The sequence below is a fragment of the Plantactinospora solaniradicis genome, assembly GCF_042658085.1.
Classification (GTDB): domain Bacteria; phylum Actinomycetota; class Actinomycetes; order Mycobacteriales; family Micromonosporaceae; genus Plantactinospora; species Plantactinospora solaniradicis.
Genome location: NZ_JBHSPR010000032.1, coordinates 417,331 through 439,961 on the forward strand (window position 1 = coordinate 417,331; position 22,631 = coordinate 439,961).

Consider the following 22,631-nt stretch of genomic DNA (forward strand, 5'->3'; position numbering starts at 1 on the left):
TCTACAGAAAGCGCTAATAGGGGGCCCTTCCTTACACCTTAGGCGGGCAGGAGGAGGTCGGCTCGGATGGGGAAGTGGTCGCTGGCTCGGCGAGTCTGCTCGGTGTCGACGACGTCGTAGTCGAGCACGCTGATCCGGGGGTCGACGAAGAGGGCGTCGATCCGGTCCCGGGGTTCCAGGCACGGGTAGGTGAATCGGGACGCGCCGCCGGCCACCACGGCGGCGGCGTCGGTGAGGCCGTCGGCGACGGTACGCCAGGCGCCACCGCCGGAGTTCTCGTTGAGGTCGGCGCCGACCACCACCGGCAGCCGCAGCGCGGCGAGTGCCTCCTTCAGGAGGGCAGCCTGCCCGGGGCGCTCGGTCGGGTCGGTGGACAGGTGCGAGCCGGCGAGAGCGAACCGGGCGGACCCGATCCCGCACTCGGCGAAGACGGCCCCGCGCAGATGCCGGCCTGGCGTCAACGGGTACTGCTGGCACCAGGTGTGGTAGACCCGGACCCGCAGGCTGGTCAGCAGCAGGTTCCCCAGTGCCGGCAGGCCACCCGCCGCGACCACCAGGCCGAGGCGGTCGGCCAGGGCCGCACACTTGTGTCGCCACCGGAATCGGCGCGGCGCCTCCTGCACGATCACCACGTCGGGGTCCATGCCACGGACCGCCTCGGCCAGCGCGTCGACGTCGTCCCGCTGGCCGTGCACGTTGTACGACAGCACCCGCAGGCGCACCGACGAATCCCCGTTTCCGGGGGACTGCACCTGCCCCACGCCGTACCCCTTGCTCATCTGTTCTCGGCCGCCGCCGGATGTTCTCGGCCGCCGCCGTTCCGTTCCCCCGTTACCGCCGTTCTGTTCCCCGTTAGCGCCGTTCTTCCCCCGTTACCCGCCGTTCCGCGCTACCGCCGCCGGGCCAGGTCTGCCGCGCCGACCAACCCGGCGGTGTTGCCCAGTTCCGCCGGCCTGATCTCCGCCACCGGAATTGTGGCACGCGCCGAGAGAGCGTCCATATAGGACCGACGGGTCGGGCCGAGCAGCAGCTCACCCGCCTCGACCACGCCGCCCCCGACGACCAGAATCTGCGGGTCGAGGATCTGCGCCATGTCGGCCAGGCCGATGCCGAGCCAGTGACCGATCTGCGCGAACGCGGCGCCGGAGACCAGATCGCCGGATCGGGCCGCTGCCGTCACCATCGGCCCGGTCACCGCGTCGACGTCGCCGCCGGCCAGTTCGAGCAGGATCGTCGCCCGGTCCGGCTCCTGCCTCGCACCCGCGCGGGCGAACCTGACCAGGGCATTTCCGCTGGCGTACTGCTCGATGCAGCCGAGCCGGCCACAGCCGCACAGGTGGCCGTCCGGCACCGAGAGCATGTGTCCGAGTTCCGCCGCGATGCCGTGCGCGCCGCGCAGCAGTTCCCCGCCGAGCACGATCCCGCCGCCGACGCCGGTGCCGATGGTGAACAGCACCATCGAGTCGTCCGCGTCCCGCCCCGCGCCGTAGCGGAACTCGGCCCAGGCCGCGACGTTGGCGTCGTTCTCCACGATCACGGGCAGTCCGACGGCGTTACTGACGTAGTCGCGGATCGGTTCGTTCCGCCATGCGATGTTCGGGGCGAACAGCACGGTTGACCGGGCGGCGTCGATCCAGCCGGCGGCGCCGATGCCCACCGCGTCCACCTCGTACTCGGCCGCCAGCTCCTTGACCACCTCGACGATCACGTCGCGGGTCTTGGCGACGTCGTCGGCGGGGGTGTCGCGGCGAATCGACGCCTGCACCTCACCCGCCACGTCGACGACGCCGGCGGCCACCTTCGTACCCCCGACATCGACTCCGATGGTCAGCGTCACCGCTGCCGCTCCCCTCTGCCGTACCGCACTCGCGGTCGCTCTCCCGCCACTGCCGCCGTACCGTGCCGTCACCACCGCCGTGGCCTCCGGTCCGCCCGGTCGGACGGCTCCGGCAGTCAGGGGCCCTGGTCGGGGGCCACCTGCTCGCCCGGGCCGGCGGTGACCGGTCCCTCCGGGGTCCGCGACGCGGGCACCGGCGGTCGCCCGGCGGCCGACGAGCCGGCGGGCCGGGCCCCGCCCGTCCCGGCCGAGGTCGACCGGTCCGGATCGGCGGTCGCCCCGGTCTCCTGGGCTCCGGCCTCCGCACGGGTGGCGGCCGCCCAGACGTCCTGGTCGTCCGCCGGCCACGAATCATGCCTGGTACGAGTGGCTTCGCGCCACACCGCGTCTTCCCGGACACTCGACGGGCCGGCTGACGGGGCATCGGGGGTGTCCACGCCATCGGCATCGGCCCGACTGGCGGTGGCGGTGGCGGTGCCGGGCCGGGAGCCCTGTGCACCGGTGTCGTGGCGGCTGGTGGTCTCCGCGCGATTGCCGGTGTTACCGGCGACGCTGGAGAACGCGCGGAGCAGGCTGGCCACTCCGGCCGCGAAGTCGCCAGCGCCGGTGGCCAGCCGTTCGGCGAATTCCGGACTCGGATCGCGTAGGGCGGCGATGGACCGGCAGACGGGACAGACGCAGCATTCGGGGCTACCGGTCGCGAATCCGGCACCCATCGGGGAGTCCCCGCCCGACGGTGCGTCCCCGCCCTTCGAAGAACGCGCGCCCGGTCCTCCAGGCTGCGGCGGAACGTCGGCCGTCGGTCCCCCACCGGAGTCCGCCGCCGGAGGAGCCTCGGCCGCCTCGGGTGCCTCGGCCACGTCCGCCGCAGCGCCGTCCGGGGCGCCGGGTCCAGTCGCCTCCCGCGCGGGCGCGTCCGTGGCCCCGGGCCCGGTCGTGGCAGCCGACCAAGAGTCCGTCGTGGCGGCCGACCAAGAGCCCGTCGTGGCGGCCGACCAGGGATCCGTTGTCTGCTTCGACTCGGTCGTCGAAGCTGGTTCGGGGGCCTGCGGCGGCGGGACCACCTGGTGCAGTACGTCGGAAATCACCTGGCTGAGCGGACCGAAGGTCTCCGCGCGTTCCCGGGCCCCGGATGCGGCTGAACGGGCCATCGCGAGCGCGGCGGCGACCAGCCGCTCGGCTTCCTCGCGTGCGGATCCCGGATCGGTCGCTCCGCCGAACGAACCGCCTGCTCCCATGATCGGCTCCTTTACGTCCGACGCCCGCCGGGTGAACGCGTCAACGTGCCCCGTCCGAAGCTTCCACCCGTCGCTTGAGCGCGGTCAGCGCGGCATCCATGATCATTTTCTCGGCCTTGCGACGGAACATGCCCAGCATGCCCACCGACAACTCGACCTCGAGCGTGTAGGTCACGGTCGAGGTGCCGTCCCCGTTGTCCTCGATGTCGTACGACCCGTTCTGGGTCTTCTGCATCCGTGAGGGCTCCACCAGGTGCCACTCGATCCGCGAGATGTCCTCGGCGTACTCGTACGCCAAGGTGTACTCGTCGGTCATCACCGCCGCGTCAAGCACGAACCGGACCTGGGCGGCGTAACCGTCCTCGTATTCCTCGACCACCTCGACCCGCTTCACCGCTTCGGCCCACTCGGTGTAGCTCGGAAAATCGCAGATCACCGCCGTTACCCGGGTGGGCGGCGCGGCGATGACTATCGACTGGGTGGAGGAATCCGCCATGTCCGGCAGGCTACCCCGCAAGGGGGTGGGTCCGGCCCACCACCTCGCCCCATTCGTGTGCCGGTGGGCGTACCTGGCCGGGCGGGGTGACCCGGACGACAGGTAGGTTGCGGGGTAGCCGGAGCGGTCGGAGGCAGGCCGGTCCGATACGAGCACGAGGGAGTGCAGGTGCGCGAGTTCTCGGTCCCGCCAGCGGTCACGGTCGGCGACGCGGCCAACCTCACCGACCCGGTCTGGGACAACGCCGAGGAGGCGCCGGACAGCGTGCAGTTCGTCCGCCGTGCCCCGGGCACCTCCGGCACCGACGGCGAGTGGACCGACGTCACCTGCCGGCAGTTCCGGGACGAGGTGATCGCGCTGGCCCGCGGCCTGGTCGCCGCCGGAATCACCCCGGGAGCGCGGGTCGGCCTGATGAGCCGGACCCGGTACGAGTGGACCCTGATCGACTACGCCATCTGGACTGCCGGCGGCGTCACCGTGCCGATCTACGACACCTCCAGCCCCGAGCAGGTGGCCTGGATCCTGTCGGACTCCGGCGCGGTGGCCTGCGTGCTGGAGAACAACGCGCACGCCCTCGCCCTCTCCGGCATCCGGGACCGGCTACCCAAGCTGGAGCAGGTCTGGCAGATCGAACTCGGCGGCATCGACGAACTGGTGGGCCTCGGCGAACGGGTCGACCCGGCCGAGATCGACGTACGCCGCAAGGCGGTGAAGGCGGCGGACATCGCCACCATCATCTACACCAGCGGCACCACCGGCCGCCCCAAGGGCTGCGTGCTGACCCACCGGAACATGCTCTCCGACATCTGCAACGCCATCCCGGTGCTGCCCAACCTCTTCAACGAGGGGGCGTCGACGCTGCTCTTCCTGCCGCTGGCCCACTCGTTCGCCCGACTGATCCAGATCGGCACGGTCCGGGCCCGGGCCACCGTGGCACACAGCGCCGACACGAGGAACCTGGTCAGCGAACTGAAGGAGTTCCAGCCCAGTTTCGTGCTGTCGGTGCCCCGGGTCTTCGAGAAGGTCTACACCGGCGCCGTCCAGAAGGCGAGCGACGAGGGCAAGGGCAAGATCTTCGCCAGCGCCGAGCGGGTGGCGATCGCGTACAGCCAGGCCCTGGACACTCCGTCCGGGCCGGGAATGGGCCTGCGGCTGCGACACCAGGTCTTCGACCGGCTGGTCTACCGCAAGCTCCGGGCCGCGCTCGGCGGACGCTGCCAGAACGCCATCTCCGGCGGCGCCCCGCTGGGCGCCCGGCTCGGCCACTTCTTCCGGGGCGTGGGCGTGCTGGTCTACGAGGGGTACGGGCTGACCGAGACCTCACCGGCGGTCGCGGTGAACCTGCCCAGCGCCACCCGGATCGGCACCGTCGGCCGACCGCTGCCCGGGGTCACCATCCGGATCGCGGACGACGGCGAGATCCTGATCAAGGGTGACGTGGTGTTCCAGGGCTACTGGAACAACCCGGAGGCGACCGCCGAGGTGCTCACCTCCGACGGCTGGTTCCACAGCGGCGACCTGGGCGAACTCGACCGGGACGGCTACCTCTGCATCACCGGGCGGAAAAAGGAGATCATCGTTACGGCCAGCGGCAAGAACGTCGCACCCGCCGTACTGGAGGACGCGGTCCGGGCCCACCGGCTGGTCAGCCAGTGCATGGCGGTCGGCGACCGACGGCCGTTCGTCGCCGCGCTGGTCACCATCGACGCGGAGGCCCTGCCGACCTGGCTACGGGAGCACGGCCGACCGGAGGACACCGAGGTCGAGGCGCTGCGGAACGATCCGGAGCTGCGAGCCGAGATCCAGACCGCCGTGGACGAGGCCAACAAGGGCGTCTCCCGGGCCGAAGCCATCAAGCAGTTCCGGATCCTTCCCCGGGACTTCACCGAGGCCACCGGCGAACTGACCCCGTCGATGAAGGTCAAGCGGAACGTCGTAGAGAAGACATACTCGGCTGAAATCGCCGAGATATACGGCAACTGACTACCATCCGTCAGGTGCCCGCCTCGACCTCCGGTCTTCCCCGCCCGCATCCACTCGCGGCGGCGGCGCGCGTCGTCATGCTCGCGCTCGTCGCGGTCCTCACCCTGATCGCCACCCGGGACCCCGGGCAACTCCGCTGGGTCGCCCTGCTCGCCGTCGCGGGCATTCCCGCGGTGATCGCCCCCGGACTTCGGCCGCTGGCCCCGCTCGGCAGGTTCGCCGAGGTCGTGATCGTCGGTCTGGCCGCCGGTCAGGTGGCCGCGGCGGCGGAGATCGGCACCCCGATGCCCGGTCTCGGTGCGTCGGCGATCCTGCCCTACCTCGCCGTGCCGCTCACCGTCGCGGCCCTGCAACGCCGCTCGCGGGAGGGCATCGCCCTGATCGCGGTCACGGCGGCGACCCTGGTGGTGAGCGGCACCTTCACCAGCGGCGACGGCGGGCGGCTGATCGGCCAGCTCGGTTACCTGGCGGTGGCGGCCCAGTGGTTGATCCTGGCCGCTCTCGGGCTGTCCGCGGCCGGCACCCTGCAACGGATCATGCAGGCCCGGGGCGAGGGCAGGCCACAGCCGTACGCCGAGGCGACCCGCCTGCTGACCCAGCTACGCAGCGTGGCCAGGCAACTCCCCGGAGCCACCCTCGATCCGGGCAGCATCTCCGAACACCTGGTGGAGGAGTTGCGCGGCGTGGCCCGGGCGGACCGGGCGGCGGTGCTGTCCGCCAGCGGCGGAGGCCGGCTGGTGGTGCTCGCCCAGGCCGGCGTGGACCGGGTCGACTGGGAGACGACGCTCGACGCCGACTCGGCCATCGCCGACGCCTGGGCCAGCCAGCAACCGCAGACCGCACACCGGTCACAGGCCCGCTCACACTCGGGCGGGGACGTCTCGGCGCTGGTCGTACCCCTGGTCGCCGGGGTCCGGACGGTCGGACTGGTCACCCTGGAGGCCGACGTCGCCAGCGCCTACCCACCGCCGGTGGTGTCCCAGGTGACCGCGCTGACCCGGCCGGCGGCGCTGCGGCTGGAGGCCGCGCTGCTCTTCGACGAGGTACGGTCGCTGGCCACCAACGAGGAACGTCAGCGGCTGGCGCGGGAGATCCACGACGGGGTGGCCCAGGAACTCGTGATGGTCGGGTACGGCATCGACAACGCCCTGGCCAGCCTCCCCGACAGCGCCGGGGAGACGGCCGAGGAACTGCGTGTCCTCCGGGGCGAGGTGACCCGGGTGATCACCGAGTTGCGACTGAGCCTGTTCGAGCTGCGCAGCGAGGTCGACCGGCACGGTGGGCTAGCCGCCGCGATCGCCGAGTACGCCCGCACGGTCGGCGCCTCCGCCGGGCTGCGGGTGCACTACACGCTCGACGAGTCGACCGCCCGGCTTCCGGCCGCCACCGAGGCGGAGTTGCTCCGCATCGCCCAGGAGGCGATCACGAACGCACGTAAGCACGCCGGGGCGGCGAACCTTTGGGTCAGCTGTGCCGTAGATCCCCCATTCGCCCAGATTGAAGTGTCGGATGATGGTCAGGGCATCGCTGACCAGCGCCCTGATGGCAGGTATGGTCTTGCGATCATGGCGGAGAGGGCGGAACGTATCCGAGGCCGGCTAGAGATCAGTCCGCGACACCCCAGCGGCACGACGGTGGCAGTGGTGCTCGGAACCTCTCCCCGGCGCGATAACGTGCGCGATAGCGTCACTGCATCAGAAGGGGAGTAACCCGAGCATGACCACCAGCCCCACGCCGACCACTCGGACCAAGGTTCTGCTCGTCGACGATCATGACCTGATTCGCAAGGGCCTGCGGCACGCCTTCGAGCGGGACCGGCAGTTCGAGGTCGTCGGCGAGGCCGCCACTGCCGCGGAGGGGGTCCGACAGGCGGGCGCCCTACAGCCCGACGTCGTAATCATGGATCTCCGCCTTCCCGACGGCAGCGGGCTCGAAGCTACCCGAGCCCTCCGGAAGTCCAGCGCCACCATGGGAATCGTGGTCCTCACCATGTACGCGGGTGACGACCAGCTATTCGGCGCCCTCGAAGCCGGCGCGAGCGCCTTCGTGCCGAAGACCGCTCCCGCCGACGAGGTGGTGGCCGCCGCACGGCATGCCGCCTCGTCGCCGAGTGCGTTCACCGCAGCCGATCTCGCCGAGGCGATGAAGCGCCGGCTGGCTCCGTCCGGCCCGCAACTGTCGCCACGGGAGGGCCAGGTGCTGCGCCTGCTCGCCGACGGAATGAGTGTCGCCGGCATCGCCAAGCAACTGTTCGTCAGCGAATCGACGGCGAAGACACACATCTCCAAGCTCTACGAGAAGCTGGGCGCGGCCAACCGGGCCCAGGCGTTGATGACCGCGCTCCGGCTGGGGCTCCTCGAGGCGCCGGACGCACCGAAGTTCTGACCCGACCACAGTTCTGACCTTGACCGCAGTTCTGAGCTGACCACAGTTCTGACCTTGATCGCGTGACCGCCGCCCGGGCCCCGATGGCCGGGCGGCGGCTCGCACTCCGGGCTCGTGGCCACCACGCGGTCAGGGTGCCGGGTTGGGCACCCGGGCCGGGATCGACCGCCCGGTCAGCCGCCTGAACAACAGGTACGCCTCGCAGCCCAGGCAGAGCCCGAAGGCGGCGTTGAGGAACGCGGCGGCGAGCGCCAGGCTGGCCATGACCAGACCCAGGACCGGCAGCCCCGCCAGATAGCCGGCAGCGCAGCCGAGCAGGAAGACGAACCCGACGACCTGGGTGAACCGGACCGGTGCCACCGGCTCCAACTCGGCCGGTCGACCCAGCCGGGGCGCGACGAGGGCCCGGAACAGCCACGCGTACGGGCCCCGGCGTGGATCAATCGCGGTGATGCCGAACACCACCGCCTGGGCGAGCGCCAACCAGCCCGAGCCGGTGATCATCACGACGATCACGACGAGTGCGGTGAGACCTGCGGCGAAGCGCGGTCCACGAGGGTCGAGCATCACAGTCACCTCGGTCAGCAGGAGCGGTGCCCGGTTCGGTTGGGGCGGGTGACGATCAGCCGGATCATGACGACGGCTCGGGAAGCAGGGGCGTCACGGCCGCGACGACCTCGGTCCTCACCGGCACCCCGGAGACGCGGTGCAGCACCCGGCCGGCGGCGTCGACCACCAGCACCGTCGGCGTACGCCAGATGCTCAGCGCCCTGACCCCGGTCGGTTGGCTCGCCGCGTCGACCTCGACGTGCCGTACCCCGGGAAGCGTCCCGGCGACCTCGGCGAGCACCCGACGGGTCGCCCGACACGGTGCACAGAACTCCGAGGAGAACTGGAGCAGCGTGACGGGAACACCCGGCTCGACGCCGAGCGTCACCAGCAGACTCGGACTGACCAGCAGCCCCGGCTTCATGGACGCGTCCGGACTCACCCGCAGGTCCGGGTCCACCCCCGTAGCGGATCCGCGCGACGCGCCCCGCAGCGGCGCGACCGGCCGCAGCGTGCCGTCCCGCCGACGCCGCCACAGTCCGACGCCGGTGGTGAGCACCAGCACGCTCGTCACCGCCACCAGCCCGGGAAGCACGGAGTCCCGCACGTGATCAGCGTGCCACGGCGAACCATTGATAGCCAGCTCTATTTGTCATCTTCGTGGCCCGGCCAGGTCGAGCCGGCACAACTGTCGGTTCCGCCGTCCGGGTCAGCCGGCCAGCAGTTTCGTCATCCGCCCTGCCTGGTTCTCCCAGCGCCATTCGCGCTCCACCCAGGCCCGTCCGGCCGCACCCATCCGGCGGGCCAGCTCGGGATCGGCGAGCAGGGTGGCGACCCGGTCGGCGAGCTGACGCCCGTCCCGCCCGTCGACCACGTGTCCGGTCTCGCCCTCCCGTACCGCGTCCGGAGCGCCACCGGAGTTTCCGGCCACCACCGGTAACCCGGTCGCCGACGCCTCCAGGTAGACGATGCCCAGGCCCTCGACGTCCAGCCCACGGTTGCGGGTCCGGCACGGCATCGCGTAGACGTCTCCGGCCGCGTAGTGCGCCGGCAACTCGGCGGTCGGAACCGAGCCGGTGAACACCACGTCGGCCGCGACGCCGACCCGCCGGGCCAGTTTCTCCAACGTCGCGCGGTACGGCCCGCCGCCGACCACCAGCAGCGCCGCGCCGGGCACCCGACGGCGGATCTCCGGTAGCGCCCGGATCAGTGCATCCTGGCCCTTACGTGGCACCAGCCGGGACACGCAGACCACGACAGGCCGGTCGGCGAGACCATGCCGGGCCCGGACCCCGGCGCCGTCGACGTCCGGGTGGTAGACGTCGACGTCCACCCCGGGCGCCAGCCGGCGGAGTTCGGTACGGCCACGCAGCACGCGGTCCAGCCGTACCCGGGTGTACTCCCCCAGGTAGGTCGTCACGTCGACGCCGTCGCCGATCCGGCGCAGCGCCGACCGCGCACCGGGTAGCGCCGCCCAGCCGACCTCGTGACCATGGGTCTGGGCCACCGCCCGCTGGATCCCCGCCCGGCGGCGCAGTCCCGCGGCGAGCAGTCCCAGCGGCGCGGCGGCGCCGAACCAGACCGTGTCGCAGTCGTACGCCCGGGCGAGTTCGGCGGCCCGACGCGCGACGTGTCGGGTCGGGAGCAGTACCTTGGTCGGCTCCCGCACCACCTCGAACGGCTGGTCGGCGTCGAACTTGTCGGCACCGCGCCAGGTCGAGGCGTAGACCACGAGCGAGCCGGGCGGCTGCCGCACCGCGAGGCCGTGCACGAAGGACTGGATCCCGCCGGGGCGCGGGGGAAAATCGTTGGTGACGAGCAGGGTCCTGGTCAACCGCCGGCTCCTCGGGCGTAGGCGCGGGCCGCCGCCATCCGCTCCACGGTGGAGGGGTGGCTGGCCGAGTAGAGGTACTCCCAACGCGGCGGGTCCGGGTCGGCGAGGTTGACGCTGGAGAGCCGGCGCTGCATCGCCTCGAAGGCGGCCGGGTCACCGGTGAGGGCCAACGCGTGGGCGTCCGCCCGCGCCTCGACCTGCCGGGACACCCACGCCTGGGCCGGCGCGGCCACCAGCCCGGCCACGGTGACCAGGGCGATCAGCAGCGGAAACGCCCTCGGCTCGGCCACCGAGTCGACATTCGCGGCCCGGAGCAGCGCGCTCCACGAGCCGAGCAGGTAGAGCGCCACCACCGCCGCGGCGGCACCCAGTGCGCCGGTCAAGGTGCCAGCCAGCACGTCCCGATCCTTCGCATGCCCCAACTCGTGCGCGACCACGCTGGCCACCTCGGCCGGGGGCGCGTCGCGGAGCAGGGTGTCGTAGACGACGATCCGCCGGGTCGGGCCGAACCCGGAGACGTACGCGTTGACCGCCCGGGTCCGCCGGGACGCGTCGGCGACCAGCACGTCCCGGACCGGTACGTCGTCCCGCTCGGCAAGCGCCATCAGTTCGGTACGTGTCGGCCCCGGCTCCATCGGGGTGAACCGGTTGAAGATCGGCTCCACCAGCACGGGCAGGACGAAGGAGAGCAGCGTGACCAGCACCGCCGCGCCGGCCGCACCGAACGCCCACCACCAGCGCGGCGCCAACCGGATCACGGTGTAGAAACCCAGCAGGGCCACCGCGCCGATCACGGCACTGACCGCGTACGACTTGAGCAGGTCGATCGTCCACCCGCCCCAGCCCTGGGTGGCGAGTCCGTAGCGGGCCACCACCGAGTGTCGCCAGGCGGCGAACGGCAGAGTCAGCAGGTCCGCCACCAGCACCACGGCCAGCCCCCCGAGCACCGCCTGGGCGATCCAGTTGTCCCCGAACGGGCGACCGACCAGCCCGACCAGCTTCGCGCCGAGCGGGGTCAGGCCGAGCAGCAGGGCGACGAGCAGTCCGACCGCCATCCCGCCGTAACTGCCCGGCCGAAGGGCGGACTTGAAGGCGCGGCCCCGGGCCACGTCCGCAGGCCGTAGTTCGTCGAGGGCGGCCAACTGGTCCGCCCGGGGTGCCGGCGGGCGGTGCCACGGCACCAGCAGGGCCGTGACGACGACCAGGAGAAGTACGAGGGCCACGAGCGTCAGGCCCGCCCAGGCGCGCGGCGTCATGCGGCGACGTACTGTCGCTCGGTCATTCCGCTCCGCCCCTTCGCCGGCCCGTTCGCGCGGCCAATCCTATGCCGGCCCGACCCCGACCGGGTCGGCTGGGAGATCTCCCGCCGCAGGGGCAGAACCGGAGTCGCCCGACGACGTCCCAACGACGCCGCAACGACGTCCCGACGACGTCCCGACGACGGGCGGGCATGACGGGCGGGTCCTCAGCCACCGCGCCGGCCAGGATGGCGAGTAGTCAGGCGACGTTCCGGCGACGGCGACGGGTGGTCAGTCGCAGCGGCGCGGTGGGCGGAGCCTCGAGCACGTCGACGTCGAAGCCGGCCCGGGTGAACACCTCGATCGCGTGCTGCTCCTCGGCGGTGAGTGTGGGCTGCCCGGCCGGACGGTCCAACAGGGCAGTCACCAGGCACCCGGAACAGGCGGCACCCCGGACGGTGCAACTGTCGCAGTCGATGAGCATCGGCCCTCCTTCAGAGGTGGCGCCGGGGTTGTCGTGACCCGGACACCGTCGGTGACATCGACGCTAGGTCACGGGTACGACAAAACGAAAACGTGTTAGGAAGGGGCCCTTCTTCTACAGAAAACGATAAGAAGGGGCCCTTCCTTACATCTCAGGAGCGGGCGAGGCGGCGGAGCAGGGAGTCGGCGCCGAGCGGGTACGCGCCGTGCCGGCGTACGCCGTCGGCGACCTCGCGGTCGGACGAGACGACCACGATCGGGCGCCCGGCCGGCTCGGCCCGGACGAGCCGCCGGATCAGGTCGTCGGCGGTCTCCCCCTTCCGGGAGAAGAGCACCCGTACACCGCGCGGCGCCGGTGGCAGGCCGTGCATCCGCTCGGCCCCGTCGAAGACGACGGTCACCTCGGCACCGGTCTGCGCCGCGATGCCGCCCAGCCCGGTGATCAGGCGCTTGCGCTGCTGCTCCAGGGGCATGTCGCCGAAGCCACGCTTCGTGACGTTGTAGCCGTCCACCACCAGATGCGCCCGGGGCAACGCCAGCAGCTCGTCGAGCCGGACCGGATCGTCGGCGTCCAGGGCACGGGCCGAGTTGGCGGTGGCCGGACGCTCGGCGAAGGCGTCGGCGACGTAGTCGGCCGGCAGCCGGTCGGCGGGGTCCAGGGCCAACTCCCGGCGCAGCCCCACCGCCGCCCGACCGATCGTCTCCAGTAGCAGCCACAGCCGGGCGTCGTCGACCGAACGCGCCTCCTTGGCGGTCTGCCGCACAGCACCGGCGGTCGCCTCGGCCTCGGCCAGCCGGGCCCGTACCCGACGCAGTTCCGCCTCGTGGTCCGCCGCCGCCCGGCCGGCCCGACCCTTCTCGGTGGCCAGCAGCTCGGCCGCCCGGCGCTCCCGGGCCTGGGTCTCCCGCAGCGAGCGGCCCAGCACCCGGGTCTCCTCGCGCAACTGGCCGAGTTCCTCCCGGAGCCGGGCCACCTCGTCCCGCAGCTTGTCGGCCTCCACCTTGGCCACCGCGCGGTCGTGCTCCGCCCGGGTGGCACGCTGCTCCGCCTCGCGGACCAGCTCGGCGACGACCGCGCTGTCGACCTCGGCCCGGACCGCCGCACCGGCGTCCTCGACCAGCGCACGCCAGCCCGCCGGCCGGGTGAGGTAGGCGAGCGCCGCGACCTCCACCGGGTCGGCGGCGGCGGGGCTGCCGCCTGAGACGACCGCCGAGCCGAGCTCACCGGCCTCGGCCAGCACCCGGCTGGCCACCCGCTGTCGGAACAGCGGGTCGGCCGCGAGCTGGGTCGCGATCGGCGCTCCGCCGAGTCGGGCCCGCCGGTTGGGTGCGAACTTGGCGACCCGGCGCAGCGGTGCCGGCAGTTCGTCGCCGGGCAGGGTCGGCAACGCGGCGGCTGCCAGGCTGACGATCCGCTGCCGGACCGGTTCCGGCAGCGTCGGCTCCGGCTCCGGATCACGGTCGATGGGCTCGTCGGAGCCGGGCTCGTCGGATTCGGACTCGTCGGATTCGGACTCGTCGGATTCGGACTCGCGGTCTACGGGTAGGGGCAGGTCACCCTGGTCGTCGGCGGCGGGGATGCCCTGGTCGTCGGCGGGCGGCGGGAGGTCCGGCCCACCGCCGAGGGACGGTGTTCCGTCCGGTTCGCCCTCGACCGGAAGTCCGGATTCGGGTGTGCCGGGAGCCGCGTCCCACGCTGTACTGCCGCCGCTTCCGGCGCGCGTGGTCTCCGCCGCCCCCTCAGGAAGGCGGTGATCGGACGGTTCGGCGCGCGGCATGTCGCCAGTCTCCCACCGACACCCTACGGATTGCCGAACACCTCAGATGATCTCGTTTCGTCGGCCCCTGCTAACCGGGACGGACGAGACGGAAGTGTCGTACGGGGCACCTAACGTGCCCGCCGTGGTCCAACCTAAATATGTCCAGGGCACCCTGGACGGCCTTCCAGCCGGCGAGTCCCTGCCGGACGGCTGGCCGACCGACGCGTTGGCGCTGAGTCAGACCACCTTCGTGGTGCTCGACCTGGAGACCACCGGAGGCGCTCCGGACGGCGGCGGGATCACCGAGATCGGAGCGGTCAAGGTACGCGGCGGCGAGGAGTTGGGGGTGCTGGCCACCCTGGTCAACCCCGGCGAGCCGATCCCACCGTTCATCACGGTGCTGACCGGGATCACCCAGGCGATGCTGCTGCCGGCTCCGCCGATCGAGCAGGTGCTGCCGAGCGTCCTGGAGTTCCTCCACGGCGCCGTGCTGGTCGCGCACAACGCCCCGTACGACGTCGGGTTCCTCAAGGCGGCCTGCGCCCGGCACGGCTACACCTGGCCGAACCCCCGGGTGCTGGACACCGCCGCGTTGGCCCGCCGGGTGCTCACCCGCGACGAGGTGCCGAACCGCAAGCTCGGCACCCTGGCGGCCTACTTCCGTACCCCGCACCAGCCGAGCCACCGGGCGCTCGACGACGCCAAGGCGACCGTCGACGTCCTGCACGGGCTGATCGCCCGGCTGGGCGGGCACCGGGTGGAGACACTGGGCGACGCGATCGAGTTCGCCCGGGCGGTCACCCCGACCCAGCGGCGTAAGCGGCACCTCGCCGAGGGGCTGCCCCGGGTGCCCGGGGTCTACATCTTCCGGGCCGCCGACGACCGGCCGCTCTACGTCGGCACCTCCGGCGACATCGCCACCCGGGTACGCAGCTACTTCACCGCCTCGGAGAAGCGGGCCCGGATCTCCGAGATGCTCGCCGCCGCCGAGCGGGTGGAGGCCGTCGAGTGCGCGCACACCCTGGAGGCCGAGGTCCGCGAACTTCGGTTGATCGGGGCGCACGCCCCGCCGTACAACCGGCGGTCCAAGTTCCCGGAACGGGTGGTGTGGCTGAAGCTGACCTCGGAGCCGTATCCACGGTTGTCGGTGGTCCGGGCACTCGGGCCGGACGACGACGCCTATCTGGGCCCGTTCAGCTCCCGACGGTCCGCCGAACTCGCCGCGGCCGGGATGCACGACGCGGTGCCGCTGCGGCAGTGCACCCCCCGGCTCTCGATCCGGACCACCAGCCCGGCCTGCGCGCTGGCCGAACTGGACCGCTGTCCGGCACCCTGCGAGCACCGGATCTCGGTTTCCGAGTACGAGCGCCAGGCCGTCGCCCCGGTCCGCACCGCCATGGTGGACGATCCACAGGTGCTGGTCGATGCGCTGCTGGCCCGGATCGAGGCGCTGGCCGGCGCGGAGCGTTACGAGGAGGCGGGGGTGATCCGAGGCCGACTGGTCGCGGTGCTCCGGGCCACCGTGCGGATGCAGCGGCTGGTGGGGCTGACCCGGATCGAGGAGTTGGCCGCCGCCCGTCGGGCCGCCGACGGCGGGTGGGAGATCGCGGTCATCCGGCGCGGACGGCTCGCCGGGGCCGGCACCGCGCCGCCCGGCGTACCGCCCCGACCGGTCCTCGACCTGGTACGGGCGACCGCCGAGACGGTGCTGCCCGGCCACGGCCCGGTCCCCAGCGCCTCGGCGGAGGAGTCCGAGCGCATCCTGTCCTGGTTGGAACGACCCGACACGCGGCTGGTCGAGACTTCGACCGGTTGGGCCTCCCCCGCCAGAGGCGCGGCCCGGTTCCGTGACCTGCTGGAGCGGGCCGAGGCGGCGGCGTCGAAGACAACTCCCGACCGAACGCACATAAGCAAGTGACCGATCGGATGACGTCCACTCCTTTAGGCTGTTAGAGAAGTGCAGTCCTGCCCGATTTCGGGGTTTGCGTTCGCATGCCGGGTACCACGGCGGTGGCGAGCGGCGGACACCGGAAAGCGGGCGGTGAGTGAGGAGGTGTCTCCGCGTGGACCTCGACGCCGGCCACGGCGCCGCCCTCGGGAGCGCCCGACCGTCCGAGATCACGCTGAGCAAGCGGCTGCGCTCGCTGCTCTCCTGGCCGTCCGCTGAGGACGATCCGGTCACCTACCTGGTCCGGGCTCACCGTGCCGTCCATCCGAGTGCCGATGTCGGAGTTCTGCGTCGCAGCTACGCCATCGCCGAGAGCATGCACCGGGGGCAGTTCCGCAAGAGCGGCGAGCCGTACATCACCCATCCGCTCGCGGTGGCGCAGATCTGCGCCGAACTGGGCATGGACACGGTCACCCTGGTCGCCGCGCTGCTGCACGACACGGTGGAGGACACCCGCTACACCCTCCAGGCGCTGACCGGCGACTTCGGAGCCGAGGTCGCACACCTGGTCGACGGGGTGACCAAGTTCGACAAGGCGTTCTACGGCAAGGCCGCCGAGGCCGAGACGATCCGCAAGATGATCATCGCCGCCGGCAAGGATGTCCGGGTACTGATCATCAAGCTCGCGGACCGGCTGCACAACATGCGCACTCTGGACGCCCGCTCGCTGGCCTCCCGGGCCCGGATCGCCCGGGCCACCCAGGAGGTGCTGGTCCCGCTCTGCGACCGGCTGGGCATCCAGGCCCTCAAGCGCGACCTGGACGACGTGGTCCTGCGCCATCTCGAGCCCGAGGCGTACGCCCGGATCGACGAGCACGTCAGCAGCCGACCGGGCTGGGCCGGCTATCTCGACGACGTCGTGGGCCAGGCCCGGGTGGTGCTCCGGCGGGACAAGATCGTGGCGGCGGTCAAGCCCCGGCCCCGGCACTACTACTCGATCTGGAAGGACACCGTCGCCCGGGAGCAGGACATCCCGTTCGACCTGCCCCGGATCGTCATCGTGGTGGACGGGCCAGACACCGACTGCTACGCCGCGCTCGGCTCGATCCACGGTCTCTGGCGGCCGGTCGCCGGACGCTTCAAGGACTACATCGCCGCGCCGAAGAACAACCTCTACCGGTCGCTGCACACCACGGTCATCGGGCCGGGCGAGCGCACCGTCGAGGTGCTGATCCGGACCAAGACGATGGACCGGGCCGCCGAGTACGGCATCGCCGCCGACTTCCGCTACCCGAAGGCGGTCAACGACTCCGCCAACAGCGCCGAACAGCTCGACTGGCTGCAACGGGTGCTCAACTGGGAACGGACCACCACCGATCCGGCGCAGTTCCTCCAGTCGCTGCGCTGCGACCTCGCCGAGACCCAGATCCAGGTCTTCGCCGAGGGCCGGCAGGTCGTACTCCCGGCCGGGTCCACACCGGTCGACCTGGCGTACGAGTTGGGCCCGCGCCGGGGCGACCACTGCCTCGCCGCGAAGATCAACGGGAGGCTGGCCCCGCTCTCGTCCGAACTGGACGAGGGTGACGTGGTCGAGATCTTCAGCGAGACCGACGCGCACACCGAGTTCGACCTGACGGTCGCCCCGCCGGGGCCGCGCAAGGAGTGGCTCGGCTTCGTCAAGTCACCACAGGCGCAGATGCAGATCAGTCGGTTCTTCGCCGAGCACCAGGAGCCGGCGATCTCGATCACCGACAAGGTCCGGCTGGGCCGGGCCACGATCGGGCTGACGCTGCGTAAGCACAATCGCGGCCTGGCCAGCGATCTGCCGCTGCGTCGGCTGGCCGAGGAACAGGGCTATCCCGACCTGGAAACGCTGCTGGTCGCCGTGGTGGACCGGACGATCGAGCCGGACGCGGTGGTCGAGCAGCTCATCGCCATGGTCGATCACCAGGAATGAGTCACGGTGCCCCGGGTCACCAGGCGCACCGGTACGACCTCTAGCCTGGTTGCGTGATCGCCCGCCGCTCGCCGACGCGTGCCATCGGCTACAAGATCTTCTACCGACTACCCCTCGGAGTGCGCCGTCAGTTGGTCCGGCTGGCCGTGCCGAAGTACATCGTCGGCGCGGTCACCCTGGTCCGGGACGCGGAGGCGGCTGAGCCGGGACGGCTGCTGCTGCTGCGCCAACCGTCGGGGAAGGGTTGGACACTTCCGGCCGGTCTGCTGCAACGCCGTGAGGCACCGCTCGTCGGCGCCGCACGCGAACTGCACGAGGAAACCGGCATCGAGCTGCCGCTGGAGGAACTCCAGCCGGCGGTGCCGAACGCCGTCGTACACGCCAAGGGCTGGGTCGACATGGTGTTCGAGGCCCGGGTCCCGGCCTCGACCACGGAACTGGTGGTCGACGGCGCCGAGGTGTACGAGGCCGCCTGGCACCGACTGGACGAGCTGCCCCGGCTGAGCACCGCGACGGCCCGGCTGCTCGCCCACTACGGGATCGGTCCGCTCGCCGAGCCCGGCCCGACCGGCACCCGACCACCGGCGTGATTCCGGCCGCCACCCCTGCGCCGAACCCGCCGACCGGCGATACCGCATCGACCGGTGGTACGGCCGGGGGGTGGGGTGGCGTCTGCGCCGTCGTACTGGCCGCCGGGGAGGGTCGCCGGCTCCGCCCGCTCACCGAACACCTGCCGAAGGCGCTCTGTCCGGTCGGGAACGTACCGCTGCTGGACCGGGCGCTCGCCCGGGTGGCGGCGGTCGGCTTCGCCGGTCCGGCCAGCGTCGCGGTGAACGCCTGCTACCTGGGAGACCAGGTGGTACGGCACGTGGGCGACCGGGCGTGGCTCTCGGTCGAGCCGGGCGACCCGCTCGGTACGGCCGGTGGGCTGGCGAACCTGCGCGGCTGGATCGACGGTCGAGGCGTACTGGTCGGCAACGCGGACGCCTATCTGGCCGATCCGGTCGCGCCGCCGGGTCCGGACATCGCCGCCCTGCTCGCCGGCTGGGACGGTCGGACGGTACGGCTGCTGGGTCAACCGGTCACCGGTCCGGCTCGGCCCGGCGACTTCGGCGGCCACCGGTTCGCCGGGTTCTCGCTGCTGCCGTGGGCCTGGATCCGGGACCTGCCAGTGGAGCCGGCGGAACTGGTCCGCGCCGTCTGGCGACCGGCGGAGGCGGCCGGCGAACTAGAGATGATCAGCTTCTCCGGCACGTACCTCGACACCGGCACTCCCGCCGACTACCTGGCAGCGAACCTGCACGCGGCGGCGGGCGACAGCCTGGTCGACCCGACCGCCGAGGTGAGCGGCGACCACCGGAACACGGTGATCGGCGCGGGCGCCGTCGTGCGGGGTACGGTCGAGCGCTGCGTGGTCTGGCCCGGTGGGGTCGTACACCTGGAGGAGCGGCTGACCGATGCGATACGCGTCGGCGACAGCCTGACCGTCCCGGCGCTGGCCGCCCCTGCCCCGGGCCGGTAGCCCCGTCCTCCGAGGGCGGACGACCTGCCCGTGCGCGGGTGCCTTGACTGAAGAACATCTAGCATGAGCGGGCAGCCGGCACACGGCACCGATCCACGCCCCGGCCGCCGCCGGGGGCGGGTACGTGCCAGCGAGCACGTCGACGAGAGGAGTATCCCGGTGATCACCGCGATCGTACTGATCGACTGCGCCACCGACTCGATCCCCGAGGTGGCCGAGACCCTGGCCGCAGTGCCCGGGGTCAGCGAGGTCTACTCCGTCGCCGGCCACGTCGACCTCATCGCGGTGATTCGGGTACGCGAGTTCGACCAGATCGCCGAGGTGATCGCCGGACGTATCTCGAAGGTGCCCGGTGTACTCGGCACCGAGTCGCATATCGCCTTTCGCGCGTACTCGCAGCACGACCTGGAGGAGGCGTTCGCGATCGGCCTCCCCGACTCGGACTGAGCGCTCCCGGTCCGGGCGGGACGCGAACGCTCCGGTCCGGGCGGGCGGGACGCGAACGCCCCCGGCCGGGCAGCGCCGCCGACGCTCCTACCGGTGGGTAACGTCACCCGATAGGCTCGCCGGATGACCTCGGTGCCGGACTACGAGCAGTCCTATGTCGACCGTGGCCGTGATCGGATCGGATTGCGGATCCATCCGGAGCCGGCGGGCGCACCGAGGGCACCGGTCGTGCTGCTCTGGCCCGCGATGGGGGTACGCGCCAGCTACTACACGCCGTTCGCCGCCGCGCTCCGGGCCGTCGGGTTCGCCGTCGTGGTGGCCGACCTGCGGGGCACCGGAGCCAGCACCCCCGCACCCACCCGTGCCTCCCGGTACGGCTACGCCGAACTGGCCGGTGACGTCGGTGCCGTACTCGGGCACCTGAAGTCCCGGATCGACGGCCGGACCCGCCTCCTCGTCGGGCACTCGCTCGGTGGACAGGCCGCGCTGCTGCACGTCGCGCTCGACGGCGGGGAGCAGGTCGACGGGGTGGTACTGGTGGCGGTCGGGCTCCCGTACTGGCGGGTGTATCCGGGCCGCGCCGGCTACGGCGTGCTCGCCGGCACCCAACTGATCTCCGGCTGCGCGAGGCTGCTCGGCAGGTGGCCGGGCTGGGGCTTTGGTGGACGGCAGGCGCCGGGCGTGGTGCGGGACTGGGCGTACACCGCCCGGACCGGCCGGTTTCCCCGACGGGGCGGAATCGACGCCGAGGCCGCCATCCGGACCGTACGGACCCCGGTGCTCGCGATCAGCGTCGACCACGACCGGTACGCGCCGGGCGAGACCCTCGACTACCTGTGCGGCAAGCTCACCGCCGCGCCGGTCCGGCGTGAGCGGTACACCGTGGCCGAGAGCGGCACCCGGCTGGATCACTTCACCTGGGTACGCTCGTCCGCGCCGGTCGCCGCCCGGATCGCGGCGTTCGCCGCCGAACTCCCCGCCCGATAGGGCGCGAGGGGTGGCCGAGGCGGTACGCCGACAGGTCCCCCGGCACAGCCGGAGGACCTGTTCCGTCGCCGATGTACGGCCGCGGGCTAGCTGATCGTCGGGCCGGGCGTCACCGGCGTACCGCTCCGCGCCGGGCTCCCCGAGCTGACGCCCGGGCTGGGCGCCACGTTGGCACCACCCGGGATCGGCACGCCCAGGCTCTGGGCCGCCGCCACCAACGCGTGGTGATGCGCCTGGAGCACCGGCGCCGCCTGCTGCGCCACCTGCTTGGCCGACGGGTCGGAGCCCTGGGTCAACTCGGCCTGCACGAGCTGCATGGCCTGGGTGTGTGCGGTCAACTGGCTGGTGATCCACTGCGTGTCGAAGTCGGCGCCACTCACGTTCTGCAACTGATTGATCACCGCTTGCTGTTCGCTGGTCACCTTGTTCGGCAGGGTCAATGACCCCGACGAAGCGACGCTCTGCACCTTCTGATCCAGTTGAGTGTGATCCGTCACGAATCGCCCGCCGAGGTCCTTGACCTCCTGGCTCGTCCCCTTCTGCTTCGCCAGGTTACCGGTCGCGATCTCCGCGAGGTTGACCTGGTGGATCGACTGCAGGAACTGCCTGTCCTGCGCCGAGAGCGCGCTGGACGGCGTCGCGGACGGCGTCGCCGACGGCGCGGCGGCGCTGTACGCGGCCCCGGCCGGCGCGAGGCCGAGCACCACCATTGAGACGAGCACACCCAAACGTTTGACGACCAACATGTTGGTTCCCCCCTCCGTCGTTGAACTTCGGGGGTACCCGGTTGACCGGCGGACACGCGGATCGATCGCACCGACGTCGGCCGCGTACGGGATGATCCCGCACGGTCGACGCCGGGCGAGGCCGAATGCCCGGGTTTGCCGTTCGCGCCGACGGGTAGGCCCAACCAGCACAGTCGGTCGACGGCCGCTGAGGACCTACTCGGCGTCCTTCGCGGCCTTGGCTACCGTGATCCAGCGCTCCAGGGTGTCGGCGGCGGAACCGGAGTCGATCGACTCCGCCGCTCGCCGCAGCCCCGCCCGCATCGCCGGCAGCAGGTCACCCGCGAATCCCGCCTGGGCCGCCAGCGCCGCCGCCGCGTTGACGAGCACCGCGTCCCGGACCGGGCCGGGCTCTCCGGCGAGCAGCCGGTGGGTCACGTCGGCATTGAAGGTGGCGTCGCCGCCCCGCAGATCGCCGGGTGCCGACCGGGCCACCCCGAGGTCGGCGGCGTCGGCCACGGTCTCGGTGACTTTGCCCTGGTGGGCGATCCACAGCCGGGTCGGCGCGGCGGTGCTGAACTCGTCGAGCCCGTCCTCGCCGCGCATCACCAGCACCGAGTCGCCACGCTGGGCGAACACCTCGGCGACCACCGCCGCCATCCGGGTGTCGAAGCAGCCGACCGCGCCCGCCCCGGGCCGGGCCGGGTTGGTCAGCGGGCCGAGGAAGTTGAACGCGGTCGGGACGCCGAGTTCCCGCCGGGCCGTACCGGCGTGCCGGAAGCCCGGGTGGAACCGGGCGGCGAAGCAGAAGCCGATGCCCGCCTCGGTCACGCACCGGGCGACCCCGGCCGGGCCGAGGTCGAGCGGGACGCCGAGGTATTCGAGCAGGTCGGCGGCGCCGCACGAGGAGGAGGCCGCCCGGTTGCCGTGCTTGACCACCCGTACCCCGGCGCCGGCCACCACCATCGCGGTCATGGTGGAGATGTTGACGGTGTGCGCGCGGTCGCCACCGGTGCCGACCACGTCGATCGCCCCGGCCCGCAGTTCCTGCGGCAGGTCCACCAGCACGGCGTTGGCGAGCATCGCCTCGACCAGGCCGGCCAACTCCGACGCCGTCTCCCCCTTGGCCCGCAGGGCCATGGCGAAGCCGGCGACCTGGGCCGAGGTCGCCGACCCCGACATGATCTCGCCCATCGCCCACGCGGTGTCCGCCGTGGAGAGGTCCTCGGCGCGCAGCAGCGCGGCGAGCAGGTTGGGCCAGGTCCGTTCCCCCATGCGGGCCTCCCGAGCGGGGCGGGGTGG

21 protein-coding genes are annotated in these 22,631 nt (G+C 72.1%); 9 read left to right on the plus strand and 12 right to left on the minus strand.

Annotated features, from left to right (window positions below):
• Positions 1-38: 38 nt before the first annotated feature.
• The 4 genes from ACFP2T_RS30630 to ACFP2T_RS30645 all read right to left on the minus strand — a co-directional run bounded on the left by ACFP2T_RS30630 (position 39) and on the right by ACFP2T_RS30645 (position 3,571).
• Positions 39-779 (minus strand): endonuclease/exonuclease/phosphatase family protein, encoded by a 741-nt coding sequence (locus ACFP2T_RS30630; protein ID WP_377427825.1) that lies wholly within the window; start codon positions 777-779, stop codon positions 39-41.
• Positions 780-889: 110 nt separating this feature from the next.
• Positions 890-1,837 carry an ROK family glucokinase gene (locus ACFP2T_RS30635; protein ID WP_377427828.1) on the minus strand — a complete coding sequence of 316 codons (948 nt, stop codon included), beginning with the start codon at positions 1,835-1,837 and terminating at the stop codon, positions 890-892.
• 116 nt (positions 1,838-1,953) lie between these two features.
• Positions 1,954-2,697, minus strand: coding sequence for a hypothetical protein (locus tag ACFP2T_RS30640; protein ID WP_377428062.1), 744 nt, complete (start codon positions 2,695-2,697; stop codon positions 1,954-1,956).
• 418 nt (positions 2,698-3,115) lie between these two features.
• Positions 3,116-3,571: an SRPBCC family protein gene (locus ACFP2T_RS30645; RefSeq protein WP_377427831.1), complete on the minus strand. Its 456-nt coding sequence runs from the start codon at positions 3,569-3,571 to the stop codon at positions 3,116-3,118.
• Positions 3,572-3,739: 168 nt separating this feature from the next.
• On the opposite strand from ACFP2T_RS30645, the gene ACFP2T_RS30650 reads away from it, so the two are divergent.
• From ACFP2T_RS30650 to ACFP2T_RS30660, 3 genes are read left to right on the plus strand one after another with little or no spacing between them, the layout of a single operon-like run.
• Positions 3,740-5,554 carry an AMP-dependent synthetase/ligase gene (locus ACFP2T_RS30650; RefSeq protein ID WP_377427834.1) on the plus strand — a complete coding sequence of 605 codons (1,815 nt, stop codon included), beginning with the start codon at positions 3,740-3,742 and terminating at the stop codon, positions 5,552-5,554.
• 14 nt (positions 5,555-5,568) lie between these two features.
• On the plus strand, positions 5,569-7,263 hold the full coding sequence (locus tag ACFP2T_RS30655; RefSeq protein ID WP_377427837.1) for a sensor histidine kinase: 1,695 nt from the start codon (positions 5,569-5,571) through the stop codon (positions 7,261-7,263).
• A gap of 7 nt (positions 7,264-7,270) precedes the next feature.
• Positions 7,271-7,939, plus strand: coding sequence for a response regulator transcription factor (locus ACFP2T_RS30660; RefSeq protein WP_130460771.1), 669 nt, complete (start codon positions 7,271-7,273; stop codon positions 7,937-7,939).
• Between the two features lie 129 nt (positions 7,940-8,068).
• Here ACFP2T_RS30660 and ACFP2T_RS30665 read toward each other — a convergent pair whose 3' ends face one another.
• From ACFP2T_RS30665 to ACFP2T_RS30690, 6 genes are all read right to left on the minus strand, one after another.
• Positions 8,069-8,506, minus strand: coding sequence for a DUF4395 domain-containing protein (locus ACFP2T_RS30665; RefSeq protein WP_465264277.1), 438 nt, complete (start codon positions 8,504-8,506; stop codon positions 8,069-8,071).
• A gap of 64 nt (positions 8,507-8,570) precedes the next feature.
• Complete coding sequence (locus tag ACFP2T_RS30670; protein WP_377427839.1) at positions 8,571-9,095, minus strand: TlpA family protein disulfide reductase; 525 nt, start codon at positions 9,093-9,095, stop codon at positions 8,571-8,573.
• 102 nt (positions 9,096-9,197) lie between these two features.
• Positions 9,198-10,322 carry a glycosyltransferase family 4 protein gene (locus tag ACFP2T_RS30675; protein ID WP_377427841.1) on the minus strand — a complete coding sequence of 375 codons (1,125 nt, stop codon included), beginning with the start codon at positions 10,320-10,322 and terminating at the stop codon, positions 9,198-9,200.
• The gene (locus ACFP2T_RS30680; protein WP_377427842.1) at positions 10,319-11,578 is read right to left on the minus strand and encodes a M48 family metallopeptidase; all 1,260 of its coding nucleotides are present in this window, start codon (positions 11,576-11,578) and stop codon (positions 10,319-10,321) included. Before ACFP2T_RS30680 ends, ACFP2T_RS30675 begins: the two co-directional genes overlap by 4 nt.
• 241 nt (positions 11,579-11,819) lie before the next feature.
• A complete protein-coding gene (locus ACFP2T_RS30685; protein ID WP_377427844.1) occupies positions 11,820-12,044 on the minus strand; it encodes a hypothetical protein in 225 nt (74 codons plus the stop codon).
• A 151-nt stretch (positions 12,045-12,195) separates the two neighbouring features.
• Entirely contained in the window at positions 12,196-13,821 is a 1,626-nt protein-coding gene (locus ACFP2T_RS30690) for an NYN domain-containing protein (RefSeq protein WP_377427846.1), read from the minus strand.
• 124 nt (positions 13,822-13,945) lie between these two features.
• On the opposite strand from ACFP2T_RS30690, the gene ACFP2T_RS30695 reads away from it, so the two are divergent.
• From ACFP2T_RS30695 to ACFP2T_RS30720, 6 genes are all read left to right on the plus strand, one after another.
• Positions 13,946-15,721 (plus strand): DEDD exonuclease domain-containing protein, encoded by a 1,776-nt coding sequence (locus tag ACFP2T_RS30695; protein ID WP_377427848.1) that lies wholly within the window; start codon positions 13,946-13,948, stop codon positions 15,719-15,721.
• 145 nt (positions 15,722-15,866) lie between these two features.
• Positions 15,867-17,648, plus strand: coding sequence for a RelA/SpoT family protein (locus ACFP2T_RS30700; protein WP_377427850.1), 1,782 nt, complete (start codon positions 15,867-15,869; stop codon positions 17,646-17,648).
• Positions 17,649-17,704: 56 nt separating this feature from the next.
• Complete coding sequence (locus ACFP2T_RS30705) at positions 17,705-18,238, plus strand: NUDIX hydrolase (RefSeq protein WP_377428066.1); 534 nt, start codon at positions 17,705-17,707, stop codon at positions 18,236-18,238.
• A gap of 95 nt (positions 18,239-18,333) precedes the next feature.
• Complete coding sequence (locus ACFP2T_RS30710; RefSeq protein ID WP_377428068.1) at positions 18,334-19,170, plus strand: sugar phosphate nucleotidyltransferase; 837 nt, start codon at positions 18,334-18,336, stop codon at positions 19,168-19,170.
• A 159-nt stretch (positions 19,171-19,329) separates the two neighbouring features.
• Positions 19,330-19,617 (plus strand): Lrp/AsnC family transcriptional regulator, encoded by a 288-nt coding sequence (locus ACFP2T_RS30715; RefSeq protein WP_377428070.1) that lies wholly within the window; start codon positions 19,330-19,332, stop codon positions 19,615-19,617.
• Positions 19,618-19,740: 123 nt separating this feature from the next.
• Complete coding sequence (locus ACFP2T_RS30720; protein ID WP_377427852.1) at positions 19,741-20,604, plus strand: alpha/beta hydrolase family protein; 864 nt, start codon at positions 19,741-19,743, stop codon at positions 20,602-20,604.
• 86 nt (positions 20,605-20,690) lie between these two features.
• Here ACFP2T_RS30720 and ACFP2T_RS30725 read toward each other — a convergent pair whose 3' ends face one another.
• Both ACFP2T_RS30725 and trpD read right to left on the minus strand, forming a co-directional pair.
• The gene (locus ACFP2T_RS30725) at positions 20,691-21,326 is read right to left on the minus strand and encodes a DUF4142 domain-containing protein (RefSeq protein WP_377427854.1); all 636 of its coding nucleotides are present in this window, start codon (positions 21,324-21,326) and stop codon (positions 20,691-20,693) included.
• 219 nt (positions 21,327-21,545) lie between these two features.
• Positions 21,546-22,604: an anthranilate phosphoribosyltransferase gene (gene trpD, locus ACFP2T_RS30730; protein ID WP_377427855.1), complete on the minus strand. Its 1,059-nt coding sequence runs from the start codon at positions 22,602-22,604 to the stop codon at positions 21,546-21,548.
• Positions 22,605-22,631: the final 27 nt, after the last annotated feature.